This is a genomic window from Deinococcus terrestris, assembly GCF_009377345.1.
Taxonomy (GTDB): Bacteria; Deinococcota; Deinococci; order Deinococcales; family Deinococcaceae; genus Deinococcus; species Deinococcus terrestris.
Window position 1 is genome coordinate 24,507 of record NZ_WBSL01000010.1, and the last position, 17,603, is coordinate 42,109.

The following is a 17,603-nucleotide window of genomic DNA, read 5'->3' on the forward strand; positions in this document are numbered from 1 at the left end:
GGCTTACTCGTCGTCGCGGCGCTTGTTGCCCCAGCCCCGGTCGGCGCGGGGACGCGGGCGGAAGGTCTGGTCGCCCTCGTCGCGGGGGCGGAAGCCGCCGCCCTGCCCGCCACGGTCGCCGCCACCCTGGAAACCGCCACGGTCCTCGCGGGGACGGAAGCCCCCACGGTCACCGCCGCCCTGGTAGCCGCCACGGTCTTCACGGGGGCGGAAGCCGCCCTGCCCGCCACGGTCGCCGCCACCCTGGAAACCGCCACGGTCCTCGCGGGGACGGAAGCCCCCACGGTCACCGCCGCCCTGGTAGCCGCCACGGTCTTCACGGGGGCGGAAGCCGCCCTGCCCGCCACGGTCGCCGCCCCCCTGGTAGCCGCCACGGTCCTCGCGGGGACGGAAGCCCCCACGGTCGCCGCCGCCCTGGTAGCCGCCACGGTCTTCACGGGGGCGGAAGCCGCCACCTTGACCACCACGGTCGCCGCCACCCTGGAAGCCGCCACGGTCCTCGCGGGGACGGAAGCCCCCACGGTCGCCGCCGCTCTGGGCACCCTGGCTCTCGCGCAGTTCCCGCATCTCGCGGCGCAGGCCACGAATTTCCTTGCTCTGCGCTTCGAGCATTTCCTTCATCTCGGCCAGCATCTCGATCAGGTCGTCGGCGTCGATGTACTCGTCGGCGTCCTCGTCCCCGTCGGTCTCGGCATCATCGGCTCCGCCCAGGCTGGCGGCCATCACGCCTTCCTGCTCGTCTTCCTGGGCATCGAGCACGGGGTCCTCGTCGGGCTCGCCCGCGAGTTCGGGGAGGATGTCCTGCACTTCCTGGGGGGTTTGCTCATCGGTAATCTGCTCGGACATGGGCTGCTGGGCCGTGCCCTCGGTCGTCGCCGCGTCGTCCGTGAGGTGCGGTCTGGTGTCGTCGGTCATGGGGATCCTTTCCCTGGGGTCACGCGGGGGCCGGATGTCGGCCGCCTCCGCCGTCCCGCAGGCGTACCCCCGAGTCTAGCATCCGGGCGGGGGAGGCCCCCCCGTGCCCCTGGCCTCAGCGCCGGAAGAGCGCCCGCAGCACCGGAAAGGCGATCAGGTGCGCGACCACCCCGGCCACGATGCCGACGAGCAGGGCCAGCAGCGGGTTCAGGCCCGACCCCAGCCACAGGCCGATCCACAAGAAAGTTCCCAGGCTGCTCGCCCCCATGATCGAGAAGCGCCGCGCCGTGTCCTCGGGCCGCCAGGCGTTGAAGTCCATACCCCGAGGGTGCCACACCCGGCCCGGCGGCGGTGTCCCGCCCGGCACCGCGTGCGGGGTCACGGTGGGGCCGAGGTCACCGTGAAATCAGGGGGGGTGCCTATACTCGCCCCCATGAAGCGTGCCCTCCTCCTGTTCTCCCTGCTCGCGTCCTCGGCGGCGCACGCGCAGGGCAGTCCCCGCACCGTCACCATCGGCCTGGGGTACATCCCCAACGTGCAGTTCACGCCCTTTTACGTGGCCGACAAGCTGGGCTACTACCGCGCCGAGGGCGTGAACGTGAAGTTCCAGCACGGCGCGGTCTCCGAGCTGATGCCGCTCCTCCTTCAGGGCAAGCTCGACTTCGTGGTGGGCGACCCGGAGGACGCGGTGTTCGCCCGCAATCAGGGCGCCCCGGTGCGCTACGTCATGGCGATGTACCAGAAGTCGCCCGTGACGGTGTTCAGCACCAAACCCCTGAACCGCGCCGCCGACCTGAAGGGCAAGACGCTGGGCATTCCCGGCACCTTCGGCAGCAGCTACGCGGCCACCCGCGCCCTGCTCGACGCGGCCGGGCTGCGAGAGGGCCGCGACGTGCGGCTGGCGAGCATCGGCTTCACGCAGCTCGAAGCGGTGCGGGCCGGGCGGGTGGACGCCGCCGTGGGGTACCTCAACAACGAGGTGGTGGGGCTGCGGGGGGCGGGCGAGCGGGTCTACACCCTGGACCTCAGCGCGGCCTACCCGATGGTGGGCGTCGGCCTGATCACCCTCGACAAGACGCTGGGCGGGGACCTCGCCCGCAAGGTCGTGCGGGCCTCGCAGCGTGGGCTGAAGTTCACGGCAGGCGACCCGGCGCGGGCCTTCCGGCTGGCGCAGCCCGTCTTCGGGTCGGGGGGCGGCACCCTGGAGGTGCTGCGGGCCAGCGTCCCACTGATGCAGAGCGCCTACACGCGGGCCAACGGCTTGGGCGCGAGCGACCCGGCCGCGTGGACCAAGGCTGTCGCGGCCCTGGTCAAGCAGGGCAGCCTGCCCGCCGGGACCAAGGCAAATACCTTCTACACCAACAGCCTGATCAGCAAGACGCTGCGGTAAGCCGCAGGGAACCTGGGACGGACTGTAGGCGTTCGTACGCTTGCAAATTGCGTGCTGGACGCGGTTTCTGGGGGTCAGCCTGAGCGTGAACGGCGGCTCAAATGCCTCCCATGTCTGAGGGGGGGCAGGGCTGTCAGGCTGCGGCCAGTTCTGACCAGGAGGTCACCCCATGAAACGTTTCCTGATCCTGTCCGCCCTGACCCTTTCGCTGGCCCTGCCTACCGCTGCCGTCGCGGGCGGCGCTGCCGGTCCCCTCGGCCCCGTCAGCACCGCGCAGGTGTCCAACGACACCGACGTGCTGTTCATGGAAGTCGCCACCATGAGCAACCTCACCGAGATTCAGACCTCGCGCCTCGCGTTGCAAAAGAGCAGCAACGCCGAGGTCCGGGCCTTCGCGCAGATGATGATCACCATGCACACTCAGGCCCAGGCCGAGCTGAACGCCCTGGCCGCGCAAAAGGGCGTGCGGCTGGCCGACAAGCCGGGCGCCGACCAGCGCCTGCTGTACAACCGCCTGACCACCCTGTCGGGCGCGGCCTTTGACGCCGCCTACAAGAACGTGCAGGTGAACGGCCACAAGATGACCCTCGACCTGATCGTCACCTACCGCAGCTTCGGCACCGACCCGCAGGTGCTGGCCTACGCCGCCAAGACTCAGCCCGTCGTGGCGGCCCACCTCGCCGAGGCGCAGGAACTGCCCTGACCCCCGGGTGAGGTGACCAAGCCCCGGCTCCGGCCCGGGCTTTTTTCATGCGCCTGGAAGGCTGAGCCTCAGCCCCGCACTTCGTAGAACGTCTCTTCCGTGATGCGCTCGGGGAACTTGCGAAGGAAATCCACCGTGCTCAGCGCTTGCGAGCGGTGGCACCCGATGGCCCGCAGCTTGCGGGTGACGTGCCGGGTCACGTCGCGCCGGAGATTGGGAGCGAGCCACGCCGGGCGCAACGCCTCGTTCTCCGGGGGCGTGGGGCTGGCGTAGTACCACAGCCGGGGCCGCTCGCCGGGGGGCAGCTCCTCCCAGGCAGCCCTCACCGTCCGGTGGGTGGTCACGTGGTCGGGGTGGCCGTTGCTGCCGTTGGGGGGAAAGGTCAGGACCGTCTCGGGGCGGTGGCGGGCCATCGCCTCCCGCGCGACCTCCACCAGGGCCTCAAGCGGCTGGTCTTGCAGGTACTTGTCGGGAAAGGTGTGCTGTTCGTGGACGCTGCCGGGGTGGGTGGTCAGGCCGATCTCGTCCAAGCAGGCCCGCAACTCCACCCCGCGCATCCGGGCGAGTTCCTCTGGGCCTTCCGCCAGCCCCAGAGTGCGCCCCGCCTCGCCGCGCGTGAGGGTCACCAGGCCGCAGGGGTGCCCGGCCTCCAGCAGGTCCATCAGGGTTCCGGCGGCCCCGTACACCTCGTCGTCGGGGTGGGGCACGATCAGCAGGAGCTTGAGGCGGGACATGCCCGACAGGATAAGCGTGCTGGCCGATGTGCCGCCCGCCGCCGCACGGCACGATGGGGAGGACATGACTCCCCCTCTTCCCCCCACCCTGCGCGACTTGCGCCCGCCCGGGGACTACGCGCCGGTGGCTGCCCTGCGGAATGCCGCGCAGCCCGGCTGGCCCACCAGCGCCGCCGAGCTCGCTCGCCAGGACGCGGTGCGTGACCCGGCCCTGTTCTGCACCCGGATCGTCGCCGAGCACGGGGGGCAGCTCGTGGGGGTGGGCAGCGCCCGGCACGACGACTTCTCGCACGAGGAGTGGCGCTACTGGGGGGACCTGAGCGTTCACCCGGAGGCCCGGCGGCGGGGCGTCGGCCGCGCCCTGTACGGCGAACTGCTGCGCCGGGTGCGGGGCAGGGGCGCCCGCGAGCTGCGGACCATGCTCAGCAGTCGGCCAGGGGACGCGCCCGGCCGCGCCTTTCTGGAAGCGCGGGGCTGGGCCGTCGCCTGGGAACGCTACGAGTCCGAGCTGGACACGGCGCAGGCCGACCTGGGGGCCTTCGGCGCCCTGCTGGACGGGGTGGCGGCCTCGGGCGTGCGGCTGGTGTCGCTGGCCGACCTCGCCGCCGACCCGGAGCGGGACGCCCGGCTGCACGAACTCGACTGGGAGCTGTTTCAGGACGTGCCGTCGGGAACGGCGCTGACGAAAAAGACGCTGGAGCAGTGGGTGGAAGAGGAGCTGAGGGACCCCAACCTGCGTCCCGAGCTGTCGTTCGTGGCCGTGCGGGACGACGTGGCCGACCCGCTGACTGGGCCGTACATCGGCTACTCGACGCTGGGGCAGAGTGCGGCGGGCTTCCACTTCATCGGGATGACGGGGGTGCGGCGCGGCTTCCGGGGTCAGGGCGTCGCCAAGGCGCTGAAGGTGGCCGCCATGCGTGCCCTGCGGGCACAGACCCGCGGCCGTGGGGACAGCGGGGACGCGGGCCTCATCAAGACCTTCAACGATGCGCCGAACGTGGCGATGCTGGCGATGAACGAGGCGCTGGGCTTCCGGCGCACCGCCACCCTTTACCGCTACGAGCTGCACCTGGGAGAAGGGGCGTGAGGGTCCGGGAGGCGACCACCGCCGACTTCCCCGCGCTGGCCGGGGTGCAGGGGGCGGTGTGGCCCGAGCACGCCACGACCGCCGAGACGCTCGCGCACGAGGACGCCGACCTGCGGCGGCACCCGGTCGGCGCCCACCTGTGGCGGATCGTGGCCGAGGACCCGGCGGGCCGGGTGGTGGGGAGCGGCTCGCTGATGCAGTGGCCGGGGATGTTCCACCCCGGCCGCTACCACGCCGAGGTGCTGGTGCGCCCGGAGAACCGGGGCCGGGGCGCGGGCCGGGCACTTGCGGCGGCGCTGGAGGCCCACCTGCGGGGGCGCGGCGCCCGCGAGGTGCTGGCGACCTCCCGCGAGGACTGCCCCGAGGGGCTGGGCTTCCTGACCCGGCGCGGCTTCGGGGAGCAGATGCGCTACTTCGCCAGCGCCCTGACCCTGGCCGACTTCGGCCCGGCGGGGTGGGCCGGGGCCGAGCGGTTGCCCGAAGGCTTGCGCCTGCGCTCGCTGCCCGACCTCGTGGCGGAAATGGGCGAGGACGCGGCGTGGCGGGCCTATTTTGCTGCTTTCGCCGAGGTCCGTGCCGACGTGCCCCGCGCGGGCGAGGCCACCCCGCTGGACTACGGGCACTTCCGCACGCGGGCGCAGGATGGGCGCTTCTGGCCGCACGGCGTCCTCTTCGCCGTGACGGAAAAGGGGGAAGTGGCGGCCTTGACCGAGCTGTACGCGGACGCCACCGACCCCACGCGGCTCCAGACCGGCCTGACCGGAACCCGTCGGGAGTGGCGCCGCCGGGGGGTGGGCCTCGCCCTCAAGCTCGCGGCGCTGCGGCTGGCCCGCGACCGGGGCGCGGCGAGCGTCTGGACCGACAACGCGAGCAGCAACGCGCCCATGCTGGGCCTGAACGAGCGCCTGGGGTTCGTGCGCCAGCCCGCCTGGGTGGAGATGCGCCGGGGCCGGGTGGAGGAGGAATCGCTATGACCCTGGAGATGACCTTTATCGCCCGCCCGGTGGAGGAAGCCGAGTGGGACGCCGCCGCGCGGGTCTGGACGCTGGCCCTGCCGCACGAACCCGTCAGTGGGGCCGACCTGCGCAGGCAGGACGCCGAGCAGCGCGGCTGGGGCTACCCGGCCGTGACCCTCGTCGTGCTGGCCGGGGAGGAGGTGGTGGGCGTGGCGGCGCTGTCGCAGAGTCCAGGGATGTACCACCCGCGCCGCTTCGTGCTGGAGGGAGCCGTTCATCCCGGTTGGCAGGGGCGGGGCGCGGGGCGGGCTCTGTGGACCCGCGTGCGGGCCGAACTGGGCGTCCGCGCCGCCGAGGCCGTCCGCACCCTGGCCCGCGAGGACCATCCCATCGCGCCCGGCTTCCTGGCGCGGCGGGGCTTCACGCCGGGCAAGCGCTACTTCACGAGCAGCCTCGACCTGACGACCTTCGATGAGACGCCCTTCCGCGACCTGCTGGCGCGTCTGCGAGCGCGGGGGGTGCGGGTGCGGAGCCTCTCGGAACTCCGGGCCGCGAACACCCCCGACCTGACGGCCCGCCTCCACGCCCTGATGAGCGACGTGCGGGGGGACGTGCCCCGCGCCGAACCCGCCACGCCCCTCTCCCGGCAGGTGTTCGAGGAGGCGGTGCTGGGCGACCCGGCCCTGCTGCCGGACGCTTACCTGATCGCCGAGAACGCTGGGGGCGAGTGGATCGGCCAGACCACCCTTTTCCGCACCGAGGTCAGCCCCGACCTGCTGACCGGACTGACGGGGGTCACGCGGGCGGCGCGGGGGCAGGGGGTGGCGACCCTACTTAAGCTGCACGCCATCCGCGCGGGCCGCTCGCTCGGCGGCACCCTCATCCGCACCGACAACGCCAGCGACAACGCGCCCATGCTGGCGATCAACGACCGATTGGGCTTCGTGCGCGACCCCGCAAGCGTGAGCTGGGGGCTGGAGCTGTAAGGTTGGCTGTGCCCGAGCGCCCGCCCTTGCTGCTTTCTATTGACTGGGACGCCTTTTCCGGCACCCGCGAACTCGTCTTTGACGCGCCCATCTGGGGCACCCGCGACCGCGAGGCAGACCGCGTGGCGGCGTGGCGGGAGCGTGCCCGCCAGCGCGACCCGCAGGCTCCGGGCTGGTCCGCTCTAGACGCCGACTTCCCCCTCTATCCCGGCTGGGAGGCGCTGGAACGCTACGCGGGCGTCCCCGCCCACGTCACCCTGACACACGCGGACGCCTGGGAGTGGCTGGCGGCCCACCCCGGTGCCCACGTGCTCAACGTGGACAGCCACCACGACCTCGTCAGCTTCAGCGGCGATCCCACGCGGGTGCGGCCCGGAAACTGGGCGGGGCTGGCGCTGGCGTCGGGGCGGGCGGGGGGGTACACCTGCCTGTATCCGAGCTGGCACGCGGGCCTGCCCGTCGCGGAGGGGTACGACCTGGGCCGCACGTGGGGCGAAGTAACACCCCTGCTTGCGCCCGAGGTGCGGGACCGGGTGACCCTGACGCGCGGCCTGCGCTGGCCCGACCCCGCCGAGGTCACGGCCCTGCTGCTGGTGCAGTCGCCCGCGTGGACGAATCCGGCACATGACCCGGCCTTCTCCCGGCTGGCGCGGAGGCTGGGGGCCACGCCGTTGACCCCGCCGCTGGACCGTTCGGCGGCCGGTTGACAGCGGCCTCTTGACGGGGGGTCAAGCTGCTACCCTCTGACAGGCCCGTGACCTGTCCTGTCGCTGCGGCTGGAGGAACGCCATGACCTATTCCGTCGTCGGCCGCCCGGTCGTCATCCTGACCGCGCTGTACGCCCTGAGCATCCTGCTCGCCAACCTCACGCTCGACCAGTTCCTCCCGCTGCCCGTGTTCGGGCTGCTCAGCGTGGGGACCATGTTTTTTGCCGCCGTGTTCACCCTGCGCGACCGGATTCACCGGGCAGGGGGCCTGCGGGCCGTTTACATCGCCATCGCGCTGGCCCTGCTGGTCAACACGGGCGCGGCCCTGCTGACCGACACGCCCTGGCGTTTCGTGGGCGCGTCCTTTCTCGCCATTCTGGTGGGCGAGCTGGCCGACACCGCCGTCTACCAACGGTTGATCGGCAAAAGCTGGTGGACCCGCGTGCTTGCCAGCAACGCGGTCAGTGTGCCGCTGGATTCGGTCCTGTTCACGCTGCTGGCCTTTTACGGCGACATGAGCAGCCGCGACCTCACGCAGATCATCTTTGCGGACATCCTCGCCAAGTACACCATCGCGGCGCTGTTCGCCTTCCGGGTGCGGCAGGTCAGCCGCGCCGCCGCATGATGGAACGCCCCGCCGAGCGCCTGCGGACCATCGCCAACGCCCACCCCGAGCTGCCGACCACCGTCGAGCATGTGCTGGAGCTGCCCGAACTCTGTCCGAGGACGCGCAACCCGGCCCCCGGCTCCACCCTCACCCTGCGGTACGCGGCGGGGGAGCGGCTGCTGGAACTGTTCAGCCTCGACCACTACATCGACGCGTTCATGGGGCATACGGTCGTGCGCGACATGGAGGTCTTCGTGCAGGTGGCCGCGCAGGACGCCGCGAACGCCGCCGGGGTCCCGGTCACGGCGTCCGCCGACGTGGGCCTCGTGGGGCTGCGTCAGCGCCAGCGGGTGACCGTGGTGGCCCACCCCGAGCCTCAAATGGAAGGGGAGGGGGAGACGGGGCAGGGAGCGGCCGAGTACGGTGGTCCATGACCAGATTCTCGGTTCGGGCACTGCTGGGCAGACTCGGCGCGTCCAGGCTCAAGGGCTACGTCCAGACGGGAACCACCCGCGCCATGCCCTTCCCACCCCGCCGCCGTGACGAGGATGAGGACGGCCCCGGCGTCCCCGTCCCCGTCGGTCCCCGCCCGCGCCGGGGCGGAGCGCAGGCCCAGCCTCCCAGGGAAGAGGAGGAGACCCTGGTGATGCCTCCCCTGCGCGGCTGAGCCGTCCCTACAATCCCAGCAGCGTCCGGTAGCTCTCCACCACGGCCCCGCCCCAGATCAGCGCGACCACTGCGCCCAGCGCGAGGTAGGGACCGAACTTGATGCGGTTCTCGCGCTTCAGGGCGAGTTGCACCAGTCCCAGCAGCGCTCCTGCGAACACGGCGACCACGACCGCCACCAGCAGCCGCTCCCACCCCAGGAAGGCCCCGATGACGGCGGCCAGTTTCACGTCCCCAAAGCCCATCGCGGAGGGGTCAAAGGGGGCGTCCTCATCGGCGGCGTCCCCGCGCAGCCACCAGTACACGCCCGCGAGGAGGGCGGCCGCGCCCCCAGCGGCCAGCGCCCCCTGGACCATCACGATCAGGCCGGGGCCAAAGCCCGACCCTCCCAGCATCACGCTGACGAGCAGGCCCCCCAGGGTCAGCAGCTCCGGCACCCGGACGACCCGCCGCGCAAGCAGGTTCGCCGCCGCCGACAGCACCGCCGCCGCCACGCCCCACACTGGCCCCGCCCACGCGCCCACCAGCAGCGCGAGGGCGATCTGTTGGTAGCCGATGGGCGTTTCCGGATAGCGCCGCTCGCGGAAGCGCCGCAGCACCCACGACCCGATCAGGTCGATGGTCACGAGCAGGCCCGCCCCCAGCAGCGCCCCCTGCACGGCCTCGGCGGGAGTGGGCAGCCCCAGGCCCTCCACCGCCCCCGACCGCGCATTCAGGAAGCTGAAGCCCACGCCCAGCGCCACCCCCGGCAGCGTCAATTCGTCGGGAATGGTGTACGTGTCCAGATCAATGGCGCTCGCCACCAGCAGCAGCGTGAACAGCACGAACAGGCCCAGCGTGGCCCCGCCGTACAGCGCGAAGGGGTAGAGCGCGGCGATGACCGCGTAGCCCACGCCCGTCAGCAGCTCCACCACCGGGTAGCGGGCCTTGATGGGAGCGCGGCAGTAGCGGCACTTGCCCCCCAGCGCCACCCACGACCCCACGGGCACGAGGTCGCGCGCCGAGAGGCGGTGGTCGCAGTGGGGGCAGTGGCTGGGCGGAAAGGCGATGTTTTCCCCGCGCGGCAGCCGATGAATCAGCACATTGGAAAACGACCCCACCAGCAGGCCGAACACGCCAGCGAACACCACGAGCAGGAGGTCGAGACTCACCCCGGAAGTGTAGGGGCCGGGGTCTTACAGGAGCCTGCCCTCCCTACCTTGCCCCTTTGACCGCGTTCAGACCGGGGCGGGCCGGGGGTGCGCCCGGTGCAGAGTGGGGCTGAGATTCTGCCCCGCCTTTGCCCTTCCTCCTCCTGGAGATTCCAATGACCACCCTTCCTACCCCCTCCACCACCCCTTCCCCGCAGCCTCCTCCCGCTCTTCCCCAGATCATCCAGGGGGGCATGGGCGTCGCCATTTCCAACTGGGAACTCGCGCAGGCCGTGTCGCGCACCGGGCAACTCGGCGTGGTGTCGGGCACCGGAATTGACAACCTGCTCGTGCGCCGCCTGCAAGACGGTGACCCCGGCGGGCACACCCGGCGGGCGCTGGCGCACTTCCCCGATCAGGAATGGGCGCAGAAGGCCATCGCCAAGTACTTTCTGGAGGGAGGCCGTCCCCCCGGTAAGGGCTACGCCCGCGTGCCGATGCCCACCCTCCGCAACCAGCAGCCCGCCTGGGAACTCGCCATTCTGGGAAGCTTCGCGGAGGTCTGGCTGGCCCGCGAGGGGCACGGCAACCCGGTCGGCCTCAACCTCCTGACCAAGCTGCACCTGCACACCATGCCTGCCCTGTACGGGGCGATGCTCGCGGGGGTCGACACCGTGATTATGGGGGCCGGGATTCCCCGCGAGATTCCGGGGGTGCTGGACGCTTTCGCGCAGGGCCAGCCCGGTTCCTTCCGGGTGGACGTGAAGGGCGACGGTCCCTCGCCCAGCGTGCCCCTCTCGCTGGACCCCGCCGACTACGGCTTCGGGGGCGTCAGTCTGAAACGCCCGAACTTCTACCCGATCATCTCCTCGCACGTGCTCGCTGGGGTGCTGACCCGCAAGGCGACCGGGAGCATCCAGGGCTTCGTGATCGAAGGACCGACCGCCGGGGGCCACAACGCGCCGCCGCGCGGCCAGGTTACCTACGACGAGTCCGGGCAGCCCGTCTACGGCGAGCGCGACCTCGCAGATCTCGCGGAGATGCGGAAAATCGGCCTCCCCTTCTGGCTCGCGGGCGGCAGCGGTTCGCCCGAGGGCCTGCGCCGGGCACTCGCGGAGGGCGCGGCGGGCGTGCAGGTCGGCACCCTCTTCCAGTACTGCCGGGAGAGCGGTCTGCGCGACGACGCCCGGCAGAAATCGCTGGCCGCCGCCCGCGCGGGGCAGGCCGCCGTGTACACCGATCCGCTGGCCTCGCCCACCGGGTTTCCCTTCAAGGTGGTGCGGCTCCCCGGCACCCTCTCTGAGCCGGAGGAATACGCCGCCCGCATGCGCATCTGCGACATCGGCTACCTGCGCGAAGCGTACTGGGAGGGCGAGAAGGTCGGCCTGCGCTGCGCCGCCGAGCCCGTCGCCGACTATGTCCGCAAGGGCGGCAAGCCCGAGGAAACCGTGGGCCGCAAGTGCCTGTGCAACGCGCTGATGGCTGACGCGGGCTACGCTCAGATTCAGAAGGGCGGCCAGGTCGAGCAGCCCCTGCTGACCAGCGGCGACGACCTCGTGAAGCTGGGCGGGTGGGCGCCGGGCTACACAGCGGAGGATGTGATTCGGTATTTGATGGGGGAGGGGAGTCCGCAGGGCTGAGTGGACGGCACAACGAGGGGGCGGCCAGAAGTTCTCTGCGCCGCCCCCCTGTCTTGTCCCCCTCAGTGTTTCCCGAAGTGCCCCAGTTGCGGCACGTTGGGCTTCCACTCCGGCCGCGCCACCACCTCGCCGTAGAGGTCGTACTCGTCGCTGTCCTCGATGCGGGCCTGCACGATGTCCCCGATCTTGACCTGCCCGGCGAAGTCGCCCGCGTACAGGTAGACCTGCCCGTCAATGCCCGGTGCGTCGCCCTTGGTGCGCCCGATCAGGCGGGTGCCGGGGACATCGCCTTCGTCGTCGTTGAACTCGTCCACGATCACGTCCATCACGCGGCCCACCTTTTCGGCGAGCTTCTCGGCGCTGATGCGCTGCGCGACTTCCATGAAGCGGGCGAGACGCTCCTGCTTGACTTCCTCGGGCACGGCGCCCGGCAGCCCGTTGGCGTCCGCCTCCTCCACGTCGGAGTAGGGGAAGGCGCCCACCCGGTCCAGCCGCGCGTCCTCCAGAAAGGTCAGCAGCTCCTGAAAGTCCTCCTCCGTCTCGCCGGGAAAGCCCACGATAAAGGTGGAGCGAATCACCAGCTCCGGGCAGATTTCCCGCCAGCGCCGGATGGTGTCGAGCTGCTTGCCCGCGCCGGGCCGCCGCATCAGCCGCAGGATTCGGGGCGAGGCATGCTGGAGGGGCACGTCCAGGTAGGGGAGAATCTTGCCCGCCGCCATCAGCTCTACGATCTTTTCCACGTGCGGGTACGGGTAAACGTAGTGCATCCGCACCCACGCGCCCATCTCACCTAGCTTCTCCGCGAGGTCGGTGAGGTGCGCCCGGATCTGTCCCCCCTGAAACTCGCTCTCGCGGTACCGCACGTCCACCCCGTAGGCGGAGGTGTCCTGCGAGATGACCATCAGCTCCTTGGTGCCGCCCGCGACCAGCCGGAAAGCCTCGTACAGCACGGCGCCCGCGTCGCGGCTGACCTGCCGCCCGCGCAGCTTGGGGATGATGCAAAAGGCGCAGGTGTGGTTGCAGCCCTCCGCGATCTTGACGTAGGCGTAGTGCCGGGGCGTCAGCTTGACCGAGGGGGCGAACACGTCGCCGTGACGGGTCGCTTCACGCTCGGGCGTCTGCACCTCGGGGCGCATTCCCGGCGCGGCGACCGGCAGCAGCCCGGTGAAGGCGTCCGTCTCCACGGGCAGCAGCTCGCGCACGTAGCCCATCACGTCGTCCACGGCCTCCGACCCGGTGATCGCGGCGACCTTGGGGTGGCGCTCCAGGATCTTCTCGGGGCGCTCGCCCAGGCACCCGGTCACGATGACCTTGCCGGTGGCGTCCAGCGCCTCACCAATCGCGCTGAGGCTTTCCTCCACGGCGGGAGTGATAAAGCCGCAGGTGTTCACGATGACGGCCTGCGCGTCCTCGTAGCTGGGAGCGACCTCGTAGCCCTCGGCGCGGAGCTGGGTCAGGATGCGCTCGGAATCCACCAGCGCCTTGGGGCAGCCCAGCGAGATGAAGCCGACCTTCGGCGGCGTGAGTTGGGAGGCTGCCGGCTCGGGCAGCGGGGTGAGTACGGTCATCGGGGTTCCTCCACGCGCAGGCGCCGCCGCGTGGGGACACGCCGGGCGCGAGACTCAGCCGCCGAGTCTACAGGCCAGGCCAGGGGAAGGGTAGGACGGGCGTCACATCGCGGGGGTGCGACCGCCGTCCCGCCCCGCCGCCCCCTATACTGGGCACTTCCCCCACAGTCCCGCCCGACTCCGAAAGTCGCCCTCCCCCCATCTCCCCGGAGGAAGTATGTCCAGACGCATCCTGCTCGCCCTGACCCTTCTGCTCGCTGCCCCGCAGCCCGCCTCGGCCCAGGGGCTGAGCGGCAGTGCCTCCAGCCTGTCCAGCTCCATCTTCAAGCTGATGAACGGGACGGCGGGCACGGCCCCCGCTCCCGGTCAGGCCCCGGCGACGGCCAAGCCGCCTGCCCCGGTCGCCAAGCCCGAGGCCCTGAATTTCAAGGTGACTCCGGCGGTCCGCAAAAAAGTGATCGACACCTTCGTGGGCGAGATCGCGTCGGCCAGCCCGGAGGCGGGCGCGGAGCTGAGGAAAGGCTTTGCCAGCGTGGACGTGTTCGCGGAGATCGGCAAGGAGATGAAGACCCAGTTCGGCCTGAGCACCACCAACCTCGCCGACGTGTGGGCGCTGTACTGGAGCTACGCCTGGCTGATGACCCAGGGCCGCACCGACGACCCCACCCGCGCCCAGATGGTGGGCCTGCGCGACCAGTTCCGGCCCCTGCTGCTGTCCCTGCCCGCCGTCACGGGCCTGAACGATGCCCAGAAGCAGGAGATGGCCGAGTCGCTGATGCTCCAGACCGTGCTGTTCGGCATCCTGGCCGAAGGCTGGAAGGACGACCCCGCCAGCCTCGCCGAGTTCGGCCAGGGCCTCCAGCAGGGCACGGCGCAGATGGGCCTGGATTTGGGGCTGGTGGAACTGACCGACAAGGGGTTCGTGGTCCGCAAGTAAAGGCAGGGCGGCAGAAGGCGAAAGGCAGAAGGCCACAGGGAAATGCCTTCTGCCTTTCGCCCTACGCGACCGCTTGCGGGGGACCTACGGCTGCCCGACCCGCTTCAGCCACGAGCCGCCGATGTTCAGTTGCTGGCCCCGGCTGGGGTCTTCTTTCAGGAAGAAGGCGGGCTGGCCGTAGGCATACAGGCGCTGGACGCGGCCGTCCCCGAAGGTCAGGGTCAGCCAGTTGTCCTTCAGGGTGTACCGGCCCTGCCCGCCGTCCGTGCGGGTGGACCCGCCGCCGCCGGTCACGCCGCCCAGGACAGGGTTGGGCGAGATCAGGGTGGAGCTGGACGAGCTGTATTTCCACTGGAATTGCCCGTTCGGCGTGAACAGGTAACCGTTGGACAGCGAGTTGTAGAGGCCCACCCCACCGCCCAGCGCGCCCCCAGGCGGCCCGTTGCCGCTGAAGTCGTCCGTGCTGTAGACCCCGGCGAGCCCGGCGGCGGTGAGCGGCGTGACCCGGACATACCGCGTCTCCCCGAGGAGGAAGCCGTCTTCCGTCTTGCGGTAAGTCTCGGCCTCCTCCCAGGTGCCGTCCTCGTCCCGGAAGCTGAGCTGGTTGCCCTTCAGCGTGTAGCGCTCGCAGAAGGGGTCGCCGTTGGGCCTGGTGCGCCCGCAGTCGGGAATCAGGCCGAGTTCGGTGGGGTCCAGGCCCGCGAGGTGATAGCCGCCGGGCCGGAAGAGGGACAGCTCCAGCTCATACCAGTCCATCACCAAGGTGCCGATCATACGGGGGCGGTTTTGCAGGCTGACGAACAGTCCATCCGGGCCGCCGCTGACACCCGTGGCGGGGGCGGGCGTGCGGCCATACAGCAGGCGGGGCTTGGGCATTCCCTTCGCGCGGCACAGGGCCAGCAGCGTGGTCGTGGAGCCGGTGTAAAAGGCGCGGTTCTCGGTGATCGTCTGGGTCACCCTCAGCTCGCGGTTGCCGTCCTCGTCTTCGCTCATGGTGCCGATATGCAGGTCGAAGGGACCGCCGCTGAACTCGGCCAGGCCGTCCCAGCGTTCGGTGGACGTGTCGCCCGAGAGGACCAGCCGGGCACGCCCGCCCCCCTTCGGCGTGGAGTAGGTGCCCGTGCCGAACGTGAGCGCAAAGGGCGGCCCTCCCCGCGCCTCCTGGCAGGTCATGGCCTCGGTGCCGACGCGCCCCCGGGTCAGTTCCAGGCGCAGGGCCTCGGCGCGGGGTCCCGCCTGGTAGCACATCACCCTCCGCCCGCTGGCCGCGTGGGTGGCCTCGAAGCTCTGGCCGTTGTCGTCGCCGTCCACGTAGGTCTCGCGGGCCGAGAGTGGCCCCTCCAGACTCAGGGTCGGCGTCTCGCCCGCCTTGCGGGGCTGGGTCCAGCGGCCGGAGGTGCGCGTCACGCCGTCGTTCACGGCGTAGGTGCCGCCCGCCGCCACCTGCACGCGCAGGTCGGGTGTCGGCGTCATCGTCCGCACCGAGCGGCGACCGGACTCTCCCGCGAAATAGCAGTCGAAGGTGTCGGGCAAGAGGTCAGTGCGCGGGTCGAGCCCCAGTTTGCGGGCGGCTGGGTACGTGACGGCCGCGGCCGAGGTGGCCGTGCGGTCCGGTCGCCCGGTGGCCCAGGGGAGGGCGGGCAGCTTGGGAACTAGAGTCTCCGTGCCCCCCTGCCGCGCGGCGAGGCTCTCCGGCCGGAAGCGCACCGTGGCGAGCGGTTCCATCAGCTCATCTATGCTGTCGGCCCCGTTCGCCATCAGCAGGGCCAGGCCCCACTGCTCGTCGCGCCCGAAGAAGAAATAGACGTGAACGAGGCCCGCCCCGGTCTGGGGGTCGGTGACCCCGCCGACGTAGGCCAGGAGGGTCGTGCCGTCCACGGTCTCGCGGCGCACCCGCTCCACCGTGCTCTTCTGCCCCCGCGTCAGGTCGGCGATGGTGGCCCCGGCGACCGCCTCCAGGGTGCGGCCCGCGAGCGGCTCGGGCGGCGTGAAGATGTACAGCCCCCCGTCCACCCGGTAGCCCCGCACCCCGTCGGCGGTGGATGCCTCGGCGCCGTCCGGCAGCGTAAAGGTCCACGCCCCCAGGGTGTAGGTCGTGGCGAGGGCCGGGCCGCACAGCAGCAGGGCCAGCAGCAAGGGCCAGAGCCAGCGCCTCATTTCTTCCACCAGTTGTGTTCGCCCAGCAGGGTCCAGTCCACGTCTTTCTCCTTTCGCGTGGCGCCGAAGGCCAGCGTGTAGGTCGGCCCCGTGCGGACGCCGCCCCCATCCGGCCGCAGGGTCAGCGTGAAGGAGGCCGGGTCGTAACTCCACCGGCCCCCGGCGGTCCGGTCGCTGCCCACCCCGCCCCCGACATTCGCGCCGCTCACGGCGGTGAAGCTGGAATTGTTAGACACATACCGCCCGTCCGCCCGCAGTTCCAGGTCGCGGTCGCTGCGGCTGAAGACGGCGGTGCCCAGCGCACTCGACGAGGAGGTGCTGAGGGTGCTGAACAGGCCCACCAGTTCGGCGGCCTTCAGGGGCAGGACCTCGCGGTAGGTCGTGCCGCCCGCCTTGAGGGTGGGCTGGGGGGTACCGTTGCCCAGCGTGTAGCCCGTGACCTTGCCGTCCGGCGCGGTGACCTGAAAACCGCCGGAAACGGCCTTCCAGGTCGCGGGCAGTTCGCCCTCGGCGATGCGCCGCAGGTCGGGAGCGCGGTAGTCCGGCTCGGGGTCGGTGTCCAGAAAGACGCCGCCGGGAAGAAAGGCCGCCAGGCGCACGTCCTGCCGCTGCTGAAGCTGGAGGCCCAGGTCCCCACCGGGCACCACCCCGACCGTCGTGTTCAGGTACAGGAAGACCCGCGCCCGCTCGCCCCGCGCGTAGCCGTCCGCGACGGCCCGTTGCAGGTTGGCGAAGCGCTGCGTGCGGAAGGCGAGGTCTTTCTTGATGGCCTCCGGGTTTAACTTCACCGTGTCGGCCAGCGCCGTCAGCACCTCAAAGCGGGGGCCGGTCAGGTCATCTCTGTCAAAGCCGTACAGCTCCAGCGGCAGGGTCACGCCGCTCTGCTCCAGCAGCACGAACAGGGAGGAGTCGGGGTTATCGTCCCCGGCATCGTCGGCCCGCGAGAGGGCCGTCACGGTGACCGTCACCGCCCCGACCCGCTCGCTGCCCTGTTGCAGCACCCGGACGACCTCGCCCCGGTCCTCCCGCATCCAGGTGGTCAGGAGGGTCAGGGCCTGGGCACCGCTTCCGGACAGCGGCTCATGGACGCGGATCAGGGGAAAGGAGTTCGTGACGTTGGTCCTGACCCCCTCGTACACCACGCAGCGGCCGGGGCACTTGTGGATATAGGAGGTGGTCACCTGCATCCCCGGCGGCTCCTGCCAGGAGACTCCGGCGTAGCGGGCGGGGGCCGCGGCCGCGAGGGTGCTCAGGGTCAGCGCGGCCCCCAGAGCGGGGCCGAGGAAAGGGGAGAGGCGGGAGAATCTGGGCATGGGTCCTCCGGTGGGCGGCTTGTGGGGAAGTGCCGCCCAGTGTACGCCGGGGGGCCTGCCGAAGGAGCCGGGGCGCCGGAGCCGGACCGCGCTACACTGCTGGGCAG

18 protein-coding genes are annotated in these 17,603 nt (G+C 71.2%); 11 read left to right on the top strand and 7 right to left on the bottom strand.

The genetic code is table 11. The features are described 5' to 3' along the window. Nucleotides 1-3: 3 nt before the first annotated feature. The gene (locus F8S09_RS14360) at nucleotides 4-915 is read right to left on the bottom strand and encodes a hypothetical protein (protein ID WP_407643669.1); all 912 of its coding nucleotides are present in this window, start codon (nucleotides 913-915) and stop codon (nucleotides 4-6) included. A 115-nt stretch (nucleotides 916-1,030) separates the two neighbouring features. Then, the gene (locus F8S09_RS14365) at nucleotides 1,031-1,234 is read right to left on the bottom strand and encodes a hypothetical protein (RefSeq protein WP_152872166.1); all 204 of its coding nucleotides are present in this window, start codon (nucleotides 1,232-1,234) and stop codon (nucleotides 1,031-1,033) included. Between the two features lie 114 nt (nucleotides 1,235-1,348). On the opposite strand from F8S09_RS14365, the gene F8S09_RS14370 reads away from it, so the two are divergent. Together F8S09_RS14370 and F8S09_RS14375 are read left to right on the top strand one after the other, a co-directional pair. After that, nucleotides 1,349-2,305 (top strand): ABC transporter substrate-binding protein, encoded by a 957-nt coding sequence (locus tag F8S09_RS14370; protein WP_152872167.1) that lies wholly within the window; start codon nucleotides 1,349-1,351, stop codon nucleotides 2,303-2,305. A gap of 169 nt (nucleotides 2,306-2,474) precedes the next feature. Beyond that, the gene (locus F8S09_RS14375; protein WP_227978714.1) at nucleotides 2,475-3,008 is read left to right on the top strand and encodes a DUF4142 domain-containing protein; all 534 of its coding nucleotides are present in this window, start codon (nucleotides 2,475-2,477) and stop codon (nucleotides 3,006-3,008) included. 68 nt (nucleotides 3,009-3,076) lie between these two features. Here F8S09_RS14375 and F8S09_RS14380 read toward each other — a convergent pair whose 3' ends face one another. Further along, nucleotides 3,077-3,742, bottom strand: coding sequence for a PIG-L deacetylase family protein (locus F8S09_RS14380; protein ID WP_152872168.1), 666 nt, complete (start codon nucleotides 3,740-3,742; stop codon nucleotides 3,077-3,079). On the opposite strand from F8S09_RS14380, the gene F8S09_RS14385 reads away from it, so the two are divergent. The 7 genes from F8S09_RS14385 (at nucleotide 3,741) to F8S09_RS14415 (ending at nucleotide 8,752) form a co-directional block, all read left to right on the top strand. After that, nucleotides 3,741-4,829 (top strand): GNAT family N-acetyltransferase, encoded by a 1,089-nt coding sequence (locus F8S09_RS14385; RefSeq protein ID WP_227978715.1) that lies wholly within the window; start codon nucleotides 3,741-3,743, stop codon nucleotides 4,827-4,829. The two genes, F8S09_RS14380 and F8S09_RS14385, sit on opposite strands and share 2 nt — an antisense overlap. Further along, on the top strand, nucleotides 4,826-5,803 hold the full coding sequence (locus tag F8S09_RS14390; protein WP_322618851.1) for a GNAT family N-acetyltransferase: 978 nt from the start codon (nucleotides 4,826-4,828) through the stop codon (nucleotides 5,801-5,803). Before F8S09_RS14385 ends, F8S09_RS14390 begins: the two co-directional genes overlap by 4 nt. Next, a complete protein-coding gene (locus F8S09_RS14395; RefSeq protein WP_227978716.1) occupies nucleotides 5,800-6,771 on the top strand; it encodes a GNAT family N-acetyltransferase in 972 nt (323 codons plus the stop codon). Before F8S09_RS14390 ends, F8S09_RS14395 begins: the two co-directional genes overlap by 4 nt. 26 nt (nucleotides 6,772-6,797) lie before the next feature. Next, nucleotides 6,798-7,478 carry an arginase gene (locus tag F8S09_RS14400; RefSeq protein ID WP_152872199.1) on the top strand — a complete coding sequence of 227 codons (681 nt, stop codon included), beginning with the start codon at nucleotides 6,798-6,800 and terminating at the stop codon, nucleotides 7,476-7,478. Between the two features lie 82 nt (nucleotides 7,479-7,560). Beyond that, nucleotides 7,561-8,103 carry a VUT family protein gene (locus F8S09_RS14405; protein ID WP_194165366.1) on the top strand — a complete coding sequence of 181 codons (543 nt, stop codon included), beginning with the start codon at nucleotides 7,561-7,563 and terminating at the stop codon, nucleotides 8,101-8,103. After that, on the top strand, nucleotides 8,100-8,519 hold the full coding sequence (locus tag F8S09_RS14410) for a hypothetical protein (protein WP_322618852.1): 420 nt from the start codon (nucleotides 8,100-8,102) through the stop codon (nucleotides 8,517-8,519). Before F8S09_RS14405 ends, F8S09_RS14410 begins: the two co-directional genes overlap by 4 nt. Next, nucleotides 8,516-8,752, top strand: a complete 237-nt coding sequence (locus F8S09_RS14415; protein WP_152872169.1) for a hypothetical protein — start codon at nucleotides 8,516-8,518, stop codon at nucleotides 8,750-8,752. The genes F8S09_RS14410 and F8S09_RS14415 overlap by 4 nt, the downstream gene beginning before the upstream one ends. 7 nt (nucleotides 8,753-8,759) lie before the next feature. Here the strand turns inward: F8S09_RS14415 and F8S09_RS14420 are convergent, their stop codons facing one another. Then, nucleotides 8,760-9,902 (bottom strand): prepilin peptidase, encoded by a 1,143-nt coding sequence (locus F8S09_RS14420; RefSeq protein ID WP_322618853.1) that lies wholly within the window; start codon nucleotides 9,900-9,902, stop codon nucleotides 8,760-8,762. A gap of 155 nt (nucleotides 9,903-10,057) precedes the next feature. Between F8S09_RS14420 and F8S09_RS14425 the strand changes: the two genes are divergently transcribed. Next, nucleotides 10,058-11,521, top strand: a complete 1,464-nt coding sequence (locus F8S09_RS14425) for a nitronate monooxygenase (protein WP_227978717.1) — start codon at nucleotides 10,058-10,060, stop codon at nucleotides 11,519-11,521. A 62-nt stretch (nucleotides 11,522-11,583) separates the two neighbouring features. On the opposite strand, the gene rimO is transcribed toward F8S09_RS14425, so the two are convergent. After that, nucleotides 11,584-13,089 carry a 30S ribosomal protein S12 methylthiotransferase RimO gene (gene rimO, locus F8S09_RS14430; protein WP_152872170.1) on the bottom strand — a complete coding sequence of 502 codons (1,506 nt, stop codon included), beginning with the start codon at nucleotides 13,087-13,089 and terminating at the stop codon, nucleotides 11,584-11,586. A 217-nt stretch (nucleotides 13,090-13,306) separates the two neighbouring features. On the opposite strand from rimO, the gene F8S09_RS14435 reads away from it, so the two are divergent. Further along, on the top strand, nucleotides 13,307-14,026 hold the full coding sequence (locus F8S09_RS14435) for a DUF6683 family protein (RefSeq protein ID WP_152872171.1): 720 nt from the start codon (nucleotides 13,307-13,309) through the stop codon (nucleotides 14,024-14,026). An 84-nt stretch (nucleotides 14,027-14,110) separates the two neighbouring features. Here the strand turns inward: F8S09_RS14435 and F8S09_RS14440 are convergent, their stop codons facing one another. Beyond that, a complete protein-coding gene (locus F8S09_RS14440) occupies nucleotides 14,111-16,183 on the bottom strand; it encodes a hypothetical protein (RefSeq protein WP_152872172.1) in 2,073 nt (690 codons plus the stop codon). Beyond that, nucleotides 16,180-17,496, bottom strand: a complete 1,317-nt coding sequence (locus F8S09_RS14445) for a hypothetical protein (protein ID WP_152872173.1) — start codon at nucleotides 17,494-17,496, stop codon at nucleotides 16,180-16,182. The genes F8S09_RS14440 and F8S09_RS14445 overlap by 4 nt, the downstream gene beginning before the upstream one ends. Nucleotides 17,497-17,603: the final 107 nt, after the last annotated feature.